At 62.1% G+C, this 9,470-nt stretch carries 7 protein-coding genes and 1 pseudogene; 1 reads left to right on the top strand and 7 read right to left on the bottom strand.

What is annotated here, in order from left to right; all coding sequences use genetic code 11:
- The 6 genes and pseudogenes from VKP01_RS04390 to VKP01_RS04365 all read right to left on the bottom strand — a co-directional run.
- Window positions 1-509 (bottom strand): annotated as a pseudogene (locus VKP01_RS04390) (hypothetical protein); the annotation flags it as partial.
- 145 nt (window positions 510-654) lie between these two features.
- On the bottom strand, window positions 655-1,005 hold the full coding sequence (locus VKP01_RS04385) for a hypothetical protein (RefSeq protein ID WP_324410639.1): 351 nt from the start codon (window positions 1,003-1,005) through the stop codon (window positions 655-657).
- A gap of 10 nt (window positions 1,006-1,015) precedes the next feature.
- Window positions 1,016-2,449, bottom strand: a complete 1,434-nt coding sequence (locus VKP01_RS04380; RefSeq protein WP_324410637.1) for a homospermidine synthase — start codon at window positions 2,447-2,449, stop codon at window positions 1,016-1,018.
- Window positions 2,450-2,569: 120 nt separating this feature from the next.
- Complete coding sequence (locus VKP01_RS04375) at window positions 2,570-3,517, bottom strand: hypothetical protein (protein WP_324410635.1); 948 nt, start codon at window positions 3,515-3,517, stop codon at window positions 2,570-2,572.
- Between the two features lie 131 nt (window positions 3,518-3,648).
- Complete coding sequence (locus tag VKP01_RS04370; protein WP_324410633.1) at window positions 3,649-5,808, bottom strand: methyl-accepting chemotaxis protein; 2,160 nt, start codon at window positions 5,806-5,808, stop codon at window positions 3,649-3,651.
- A 234-nt stretch (window positions 5,809-6,042) separates the two neighbouring features.
- Window positions 6,043-7,062 (bottom strand): L,D-transpeptidase family protein, encoded by a 1,020-nt coding sequence (locus VKP01_RS04365; RefSeq protein ID WP_324410631.1) that lies wholly within the window; start codon window positions 7,060-7,062, stop codon window positions 6,043-6,045.
- Window positions 7,063-7,412: 350 nt separating this feature from the next.
- Between VKP01_RS04365 and VKP01_RS04360 the strand changes: the two genes are divergently transcribed.
- On the top strand, window positions 7,413-8,192 hold the full coding sequence (locus VKP01_RS04360; protein ID WP_324410629.1) for a protein phosphatase CheZ: 780 nt from the start codon (window positions 7,413-7,415) through the stop codon (window positions 8,190-8,192).
- Between the two features lie 87 nt (window positions 8,193-8,279).
- Here the strand turns inward: VKP01_RS04360 and ettA are convergent.
- Window positions 8,280-9,470, bottom strand: a 1,191-nt coding sequence (gene ettA, locus VKP01_RS04355) for an energy-dependent translational throttle protein EttA (protein ID WP_324410627.1), incomplete at its 5' end; no start/stop codon positions are given.

Raw genomic sequence — 9,470 nt, 5'->3', positions numbered from 1 at the left:
GCCAAGTCGCTGTTACCGTTTATGACTTCAGCAACGGCGTTGGCGCGAGCCGCAGCATCCGTTCCGGTCTGGGTGGCAAAATCCAGGCTGGACGTATCGAGGTTCGCCGTCACCGCATCGGCACCCGAGCCGACGATTATGCTGGCACTTGTGAAATCTTCTTCAGCGATTGTGAAGCCGGTCGAGCGCGAGGTTGCATTGCCCGGATCCTGCAGCGCCTGGCGCACCTGGCCGATCATCGTTTCCATCGTCGTGCTGATGGAATCGATACCCTTCGACGCGGCATCGATGGTCTTCATGCCGTTCTGCATGCCCTGCGTGATCGAGGAAAGGTCGTTCGCGCGAGAGTTGAGTCCCTGGGCGGTGAAGAACGCAGCAGCGTCGTCGAGCGGGCCGTTGACCTTCTTGCCAGTCGCAAGACGGTTCTGGGTCTGCTCGAGCAGATTGGCGGTGCCCTGCAGCGAGAGCAGATTGGAGCGGACGCCGGCGGAAAGTGTGATGGATGACATGGAGTTCTCCCGTTGTCTGACGCCTCCATCCTGGAGACGAGATCAGACAACACGGGTTTTCTTGCGCGATTCTTAAACCGATGCGGGAGTCGCGCCCCTATTGCCGCTCTTGGCCGGTGTTGCCGGGTGTTCTTGCTGATCGTGGTTAATCATTACTTTCTGCCGCGCCCGGATCGCGACCCGGAAAGACCACGAAATAGCCGAGCCCGTCATGAGCGGGGAGGGGGCTCATCCGGGCAATCCAGCCACGCCTGCGTGCCGCCAGCAATTGCCGGCCAACGGGCAGAAACAGCGTCTCGCCGCCCCCTTCCGGCGGTGGCGACAGGCGGATCGCCACGGCGCGGCGCGGCATGAACAGGCTGCGCTCGATCAGGTCCTTCACGGATGAATCCGCCTGCGCGGCATCCGCCTCGCGCAGATCGAGCACGGCATCGGCATTGCTGATGCCCAGCGAGCCGAGCAGCGCGCCCGTGTGAACGCCTTCGAAATCCGTCATGTCGTCTCTCTCAGCGCACGAGAATGTTGCGGAACTGCCAGGGATCGTCGTGATCGATATCCTCCGGATAGAGCCCGGTATGGCTGTCGAGTGGCGTCCAGTCCGTGTAGGTGCCGATCACCGGCCCGAGATAAGGGCGCTGGATCTCGAGGCAGCGCCTGTAATCCATTTCGTCCGCCTCGACGATTCCGGCCTGCGGGTTTTCCAGCGCCCAGACCATGCCGGCGATCACGGCGGAAGTCACCTGCAGCCCGGTGGCGTTCTGGTAGGGCGCGATTCGGCGCGTCTCCTCGATCGAGAGTTGCGAGCCGTACCAATAGGCATTTCTGCCGTGGCCGTAGAGCAGCACGCCGAGCTCGTCGATGCCGTCAACGATCTCGTGCTCGTCGAGAATGTGAAAGCGCGATTGCTGATTGCCGCCATTGCCGAACATCTCGTGCAGGGACAGCACCGCATCGTTGCAGGGATGGTAGGCATAGTGACAGGTCGGACGGTAGGCGGGTGTATCGCCCTCGTGCAGGGTGAAGTAATCCGCGATCGAGATCGACTCGTTATGGGTGACGAGATAGCCGAACTGCGCTTGGCCCGTCGGCGTCCAGGAGCGCACGCGCGTATCGGCGCCGGGCTGGAGCAGGTAGATCGAGGCCTTGCAGCCGCTCACATGGTCATGGGCATTGTCGGGGCGCCAGCGCTCATGCGTGCCCCAGCCGAGCTCCGCTGGCTGCAAGCCCTCGACGATGAAGCCCTCCACCGACCAGGTATTGACGAAGGTGTCGAACGGCTTGGGATCGCGCGCGCGCTGCGTGTCGCGCTCGGCGATGTGGATGCCCTTGACGCCGACATCGCGCATCAGCCGGGCCCAGCCCTCGCGGCTGGTCGGCGCCTCGAAAGCGAGCCCGATATCATGGGCAATGTTGACCAGCGCCTGCTTGACGAACCAGGAGACCATGCCCGGATTGGCCCCGCAGCAGGAAACCGCCGTGGTGCCACCCGGCGACAGCCGCCGCGCCTCCATCGTGCGCTCGCGCAGGGCGTAATTGGTGCGATCTGCCGGATCGGCGGAGGCGTCGCGGTAGAGGCCGGGCCAGGGCTCGTTGACGGTGTCGATATACAGCGCACCAAGCGCCCGGCAGAGCTCCATCAGGTCGCGCGAGGCAGTGTCGACGGAAAGATTGACACAAAAGCCCTGTCCGCCCCCCTCGGTCAGCAGAGGCTCCAGTATCTGCGCGTAATTGTCCTTCGTGATGGCCTGATGCAGGAAACGGATGCCGCGATCGTCGAGCATGGCGCGGTCGGCATCGACCGGGTCGATCACCGTGAAGCGCTCCTTGTCGAAGGCGAAGTGCCGCTCGATCAGGGGCAGGATTCCCTTGCCGATCGAACCGAAGCCGATCAGCACGATCGGGCCGGTGATCTCGGCGTGGACGGGCCAGGTGGCGGTCATATTGCACTCCCGAATCGACCGCCGGCCTCCGCGACCGGCGCTGAACGGGCGCCACCTTGTGCAATCGCCGCAGCGAGGTCAATCGGACCCTGCCGCGGCGATTGGCCGATATCGTGTGCATCACAGATCCGGCATTGCGAGTTTCTGGCGCAGAAGATCGTGAACGCTATCCTGGAAACTATCGAAAATCGCCCCGGGAAAAGCGCTCATAAAGGCATCGGGGTCTATACCGAGGCGGGCTTCGACGTAGGCGCGAAGATTGCCGTGTGTCACCGAGTTCGCTCCGAAGGAACTTCCAGGTTGCTGCACATTCCATAAAACGTAATCATTCAGAAAACTGCCGCCGGACATATCGATGTTGAACCTGCCGAATAGCATTTCGACTGCGGATATTACATTCTCGGAAATGAGAGAATATTCAGGATTTATTACATCGCCGCCCGGTGTCGGATATCCCATGAGTGCATTACGAAGGGTAATGATGTCGTATTCAGGGGCTATAGCAAGGCTCGCCACTTCGCCCATGAGTTCACTCTGTGAAGTTGTAAATTTCCCCCTGAGCTCCGGATGGGCGCGGACAATGCTGTGCATTGCTTCCTGAGCAGCAACGACCTCAACGGCGGTTTGCTCCGGAACTCCCATTTGTTGTGCGACCCCTGACTGGTCTGCGGCGATCCAGGCATATGATGTGCCTGATGCGTCGTGCAGACCGGAAGTCCCATTCTCCGAGGCATTCGGGAAAGTCACGTTCAGGTCGGCAAGCTGGAAGGCTTCCTCGGGAAGCCCTTCCGTGATCCGGAACCCGTCAACACGAAAAGCTTCATCAAGCTTGGACTTGCTTTGTTCGCTCAATCGACGGATGAACTCGATCGGCCCCAGTGAATCGTCGCCGAAGCCGTTTGGAGCGAATTCGGCTGGATCAACCGGGCGCTGGGCAATGAGTGGCGTTTGCGTGCCGAGGCCCTTCGTCTCAATTGCCCCGGTATTGTCGTCCAAAGCGAACGGAGGCGGCTCGGCGGTCTCGCCAGGAGAGAAGGGCGACGAGGTGTTGCTTTCAATGCGTAACATAAAATCTACTCCTCAATAATATAATGTATTATCCCTAATTTACACGCAAATCGCAATCAAAATTATATAATCAAACTTCATGTCGACACATGTCTGTGCCGACATGAAGTTTTGTTGCACGGCTGACAGGCTCAAGCCGCCCGGATCTGTTCCAGGAAACTGCGCACCCGCGAATTGACCAGATCGGCCTGCTCCTGCAGCGAGGCGGCGGTCTGGACGACCTCGTCCGCGGCCTCGTCGGCCGAGGTGATCATGCTGCGGACATCGGCGATATCCTCGCTGACATGAGAAGCGCCGGCCCGCGCTGTATCGGCGCTCGCTGCGATGGTCTGGGTGGCTGCGGTCTGTTCCTCGACGGCAGCAGAGACGGATGTCATGGCCGAGGAAATCTCGCCGACCTTCCCCTGAATCTCTCCGACGGCGCCAACGGCCTGATCGGTGGCCGCGCGCATCTCGGCGATCTGCCGGCCGATCTCCTCGGTAGCCTGAGCGGTCTGCGTGGCGAGGCCTTTCACCTCCGCCGCGACGACCGCAAAGCCCTTGCCGGCTTCACCCGCACGTGCGGCTTCGATGGTTGCGTTGAGAGCCAGCAGGTTGGTCTGGTTGGCGATACTCTCGATCAGCCCGACGATCTCGCCGATGCGCGAGGCGCATTCGCTCAGGGAGGCGACGACGGTGCCCGTATCGGCAGCGAAGCGATCAGTTTCCTGGGTGACCTGCGCCGAGCGTGTAATCAGCTGCGAGATCTCCATGATGGAGTTCGACAATTGCTCAGTCGAGCTCGCCACGTCGGCCACGGAATGGCTGGCGGTCTGTGCACCTTCGGCAACCCGGTCGGAGCCGGAACGGGCCCGGTCGGACTGATCCGCCATGCCGCGTGCCGCCCGTGTCAGCGCATCCGCCTGACCACCGAGCGCGCCGACGGCTTCGCCGATCGCCGCTTCGAGATCGCTCGCGAGCGCCTGCATCGCTTCCGACCGCGCCGTGTTCTGCGCATCCGCTGCCTCTTCGGCTTCGCATGCCCGCTGCTGCGCATCGGCCTGGACGCGGTTGCGGATGCCGCCGACGGCGCGGGCGATGTCGCCGATCTCGTCGCCACGCTCCTCGCCCGCGATATGGGTGACATTGGAATCCTCCGCCAGACGGTGGAGGGTGCCGGTCAGCGCCTTGATCGGGCGCACGATGGAGCGCCCCGTCAGCACGGCGAGAACCAGTGCGCCAGCCAGAATGGAGAGTGTCGCGATAATGATACCGCGCGCCGTGGCGACGACATCGGCCAGCGCTTCTGCCGTCGTCTGATCCGTGACCAGATAGAAATCCTGGCCAAGCCACGAGATTGCGCGCTTTTCGGCGAAGCGCATTGCACCATTCTCGTCGGTAAAGCTGAAGGTTCCCGTTGCGGCCTGCTCGACGGCAGGGCGGTCCAGGGCGGTCAGGGTGCTGTCGCCGTCCAGCAGCGGGCGGTTCGAGCGCAGCAGCCCGTCGGTGCCGACAAGGTAGCTTTCACCCGTATCGCCAAGGCCGTCGCGGGACGCGATGCGCGCATCGATCAGGTCGGCCTCCAGGCGGTAGATGATGACGCCATCGGCGGGCATGCCCTCAAGACCATGCGAAAAGACCGGCGTGGCAATGAAAGCCGAGGCGACGCTCCCGGCGGGTTCGTATGCAGTGAAATCGACGAGGGCGACTTCGCCCTGCGGCGCCTCGATCGCGGCTTCGAAAGCGGCGGCGGCACCGGTATCGGCCATGATCGCATCGTCGATATCGCGGGCGAAGTCGCTGTATTTCGCGACAGTGTAGATGATCTCGCCTTCCTCGGTCAGCACCATGATATCGGCGTAACCGCGTTCCTGCATGATGGCCCGGAAGGAGGCGTGGACGTCGGTATGGCGCCAGGCATACATCGACTTGTCGCCCTCGCCGGTCAGCGCGATGCGCTCTTCCATCGTCTCCGGCGTGGTGAAGAAGGTCGTGAATTCCTGCTTTTGCCTGTCGTTGAGGCGAAACGAGGAGCGCAGGTCTTCCAGCACGATGCGCACCGTGGCGTTCTCGGACAGGGTGAGGAGGTCCCGCGCCGTCGCGTCGAGGTCATCCTGGAGGGCTTCACTGCGCGAATCGGCGATCAGCGCGAGGCGGTCGCGCGTAGCCTCGACCAGCGCGCCATGGGCGCTCGTATAGGCGTAATAGCCAACTCCCGCACTGGAAAGCAGTGCAACAAGTCCGATCGTCAATGTAATCCGCGCTTGGAGCGTCAGCTTTGCGATCCCCTTGGTCATCTCGAAATACCGCATGAGCAGCTCCTGAATATGGCTCTCTCGACGCAGAACGGTCGGCGTTACGATTGATCCCGACCGTAGCATGTTTTCCAAATTGCAAGCCGCCTCATCGACTATGCATGGGAGCAGTTTTCTTAAAATACCTTCATAAATGGTAATCAGGATCATGAAATCAGGCGAAAAATTTGAAAACCGGCCCTCTGGCCGGTTTTCAGATCAGTCTTTCTACCTATGATTGTCTAGTTCGGCTTACATTACTACGACACGGGAGCCTACGCGGACGCGCTCGTAGAGATCCTTCACGTCCTCGTTCATCATCCGGATACAACCGGAGGACATGGCCTGACCAATCGTGTGCGGCTCATTGGTCCCGTGAATGCGGTAGAGCGTGTTGCCAAGATAGAGCGCCCGGGCGCCGAGGGGATTGTCCGGGCCGCCGGCCATGAAGCGCGGCAGTTCCGGCTGCCGGCGACGCATGGATTCCGGCGGGCGCCAGTCCGGCCATTCCGCCTTGCGGGTGACAGTCTCGGTGCCGCGCCATGAGAAGCCCTGGCGACCCACACCGACGCCGTACCGGATTGCCTTGCCGCCCGGCTGGATGAAGTAGAGGAAGCGGCTCGACGTATCGACCACGATCGTACCGGGTCCATAGGGGCCGGTATAATCGACCGTCGTGCGCCGGAAACGCTCGGCAACGGGTGTGTTGCGGGGATTTGCGCGCGGTGCGGGCGCGCTCGCTTGCAATGACGCGACCCGGCTGTTGCTTGCGCGCGCTGTCGATGGCAGGGCGCCGCTGCGGGCGGTTGCATTCTGATAGCGCACCGTCGGTGGTGTACGGGCGGAAATGATCCGTGCGGGCATGGCGTCATTCGCCGGTAACGAACGCGGCGCCTGGCGGGCCCGCTGCGGACGCTGCGGGGCGGCGGTCTGGGCATTGTTGCGCGTCTGCGGCGCAGTGCGGGCGGGTGCCTGCGCTTGTCGCGGCGCATGCGCGCGCGTTTGTTGCGGAGCCGCCTGACGACGTTGCGCTTGCTGGGGCGGCGGTGCGGCATGCGTGCGCGGTGTGGGGTCACGTCCGGTGATCAGCAATTCGAGGAAGCCGCCGCCGAGATTGGGCTGGCGGGCCTGCTGCTGATGCGCTCCCGGAGGCTGATTATAGGCGGCGCGGCTTTGCGCCGATGCTTCACCACCGTCACCGATCCCGCTCGCGGGAACGATGAGGCAGGCCGCCGCGAAGGCGGTCAGAGCCGTAAAGCCTGTCAGTTTCATGCAATTGACCTCTTGGTGTCGGACGCCTCGGATCGATTGGTCTCGTCGGCTTGCGCCGCGAGCGTGGCTGGTCACGCGCGGGTCGTTCTGATGCGGCCCGTCGTTGATACGGGCTGTAATCGCAGATCCGTTTTGAGGAATTCTTTAGCCCAGACAGAGATGCGGCGTGAAAACATGACAAGGAGACAGTTTTACTGATATTGGTGAATCGGAAATGGGGAAGTACGGTGAATCAACTCTGAACGGTCGCAGCGCTTGTTGGTGCGGCGGCGGCGTGCGCGTTCACGTTATTCTAATGAATTGCCGTCATGGATATTGGGACACTTCCAGAAAGGGATCGACGGCGCGCCATGTCACTTGCCCATAAACGCTATCGCATCGAAGAAACCCTCGGCCACGATCCGCGCTTCTTCCAGCCGATCGAGATACCCGTGACGCCGGTCGCATCCGCAGCACCCGCTGTCGGTGAGACTTCGGCGAATGATCCCCGCTTCGAGCAGATCATGACTGCGCTCGAGCAGATCAAGCGCTACATGGACCCGGTCCTGGGCAATTCCGCCGATGTGGTCGAAGCCTATCGCCGCGAGATCGCCGAGGTCTACGAGCTGCGCGGCGAACTTGACGCGATGAAACTCGCCATCACCCAGACCAAGCGGGAGATCGCCTCGCTTTACCGCTCCGAGGAGGAGGGCAAGGGCATGCGCCGCGTCGCCGGCGAGCTCGACGCCGTCGTCGGCGCCACGGAGACGGCCACGAGCTCGATCCTGTCCGGGCTGGAAGATATCGAGGCTGAGGCCAACATGCTGCGCGCGTCCGGCATGGATAGCGGCAACAACGACCATGTCGGCGCGATCCTCGACCGCGTGATCAGCATGTACGAGGCCTGCAATTTCCAGGATCTGACGGGTCAGCGCATCTCGAAGATCGTCAACGTGCTGAAATTCGTCGAGGAGCGCCTCGACAAGATGATCGGCGTCTGGGGCGGGCTCGAAGCCTTCAAGGAAATCGCCGATACGCACACCGACGGCCTGCCGGCACTCGATGACGAGAAGAGCCTTCTCAACGGGCCCAAGCTCGACCAGGATGACGGTCACGTCGATCAGGGCGATATCGACGCGCTGTTCGACTGAGATGGCCGGGCTCTCCAATAAGCGATCCACAGAACAGGAACGGGCGCCACATGGGCGCCCGTTTCGCATTTCAGGCCGATCATCCGCTCAGCGGGTGAATTTCTTGTACTTGATGCGCTTGGGGATGGTCGAATCCGTGCCCAGCCGGCGCTTCTTGTCTTCTTCGTAATCGGCGAAATTGCCCTCGAACCATTCCACATGGCTGTCGCCCTCGAAGGCGAGGATATGGGTGGCGATGCGGTCGAGGAACCAGCGATCGTGGCTGATGATTACGGCGCAGCCGGCGTAATCCTCAAGCGCATCCTCGAGGGCGCGCAGGGTATCGACATCGAGATCATTGGTCGGTTCGTCGAGCAGCAGCACGTTGGCGCCGCTCTTGAGGATGCGCGCGAGATGGACGCGGTTGCGCTCACCGCCCGAGAGCATGCCGACCTTCTTCTGCTGGTCGCCGCCCTTGAAATTGAAGGCTGAGCAGTAAGCGCGGGAATTCATCTCGCGCTTGCCGAGATAGATGATCTCGTTGCCGCCCGAGACTTCCTCCCAGACGGTTTTATTGGCGTCGAGCGCATCGCGTGACTGGTCGACATAGCCGAGTTGCACCGTATCGCCGATGGTGATCGTGCCCGCGTCCGGGGTTTCCTGGCCGGTGATCATCCGGAAAAGCGTGGTCTTGCCGGCGCCATTGGGGCCGATCACACCAACAATGCCGCCCGGCGGCAACTTGAAGGAGAGGCCGTCGATGAGCAGCTTGTCCTCGTAGCCCTTCTTCAGATCCTCGAATTCGATCACGTTGGCGCCCAGCCGCTCGGCGATCGGGATGATGATCTGCGCGGTAGTCGGACCCTTGTCCTGCGCCTTCTGCACCAGTTCCTCGTAGCGCTGGATACGCGCCTTCGACTTTGTCTGGCGGGCCTTCTGCGAAGCGGAGACCCATTCGCGCTCGCGCTCGATGGTGCGCTGGCGTGCCTCGTCCTCGCGCGATTCCTGCGACAGGCGCTTCTGCTTCTGCTCCAGCCAGGAGGTATAGTTGCCCTCGTAGGGGATGCCACGCCCGCGATCGAGCTCGAGTATCCAGCCGGTGACATTGTCGAGGAAGTAGCGATCGTGGGTGACGATCAGGATCGCGCCGGGATAGGTGCGCAGATGTCCTTCAAGCCATGAGACCGTCTCGGCGTCGAGATGGTTGGTCGGCTCGTCGAGGAGCAACAGATCAGGCTGTTCAAGCAGCAGCCGACACATGGCCACGCGGCGGCGCTCACCGCCGGAGAGGTTTTCCAC

It is taken from the genome of Saliniramus sp. (assembly GCF_035311605.1).
Taxonomy (GTDB): domain Bacteria; phylum Pseudomonadota; class Alphaproteobacteria; order Rhizobiales; family Beijerinckiaceae; genus Saliniramus.
The sequence above is the reverse complement of the archived record's forward strand: the minus strand, read 5'-3'. Positions and strand labels throughout refer to the sequence as shown.

Coding starts and splice junctions, on each gene's coding strand:
- VKP01_RS04385 (WP_324410639.1), bottom strand. CDS start 1,005: ATGACGGATTTCGAAGGCGTTCACACGGGCGCGCTGCTCGGCTCGCTG.
- VKP01_RS04380 (WP_324410637.1), bottom strand. CDS start 2,449: ATGACCGCCACCTGGCCCGTCCACGCCGAGATCACCGGCCCGATCGTG.
- VKP01_RS04375 (WP_324410635.1), bottom strand. CDS start 3,517: ATGTTACGCATTGAAAGCAACACCTCGTCGCCCTTCTCTCCTGGCGAG.
- VKP01_RS04370 (WP_324410633.1), bottom strand. CDS start 5,808: ATGCGGTATTTCGAGATGACCAAGGGGATCGCAAAGCTGACGCTCCAA.
- VKP01_RS04365 (WP_324410631.1), bottom strand. CDS start 7,062: ATGAAACTGACAGGCTTTACGGCTCTGACCGCCTTCGCGGCGGCCTGC.
- VKP01_RS04360 (WP_324410629.1), top strand. CDS start 7,413: ATGTCACTTGCCCATAAACGCTATCGCATCGAAGAAACCCTCGGCCAC.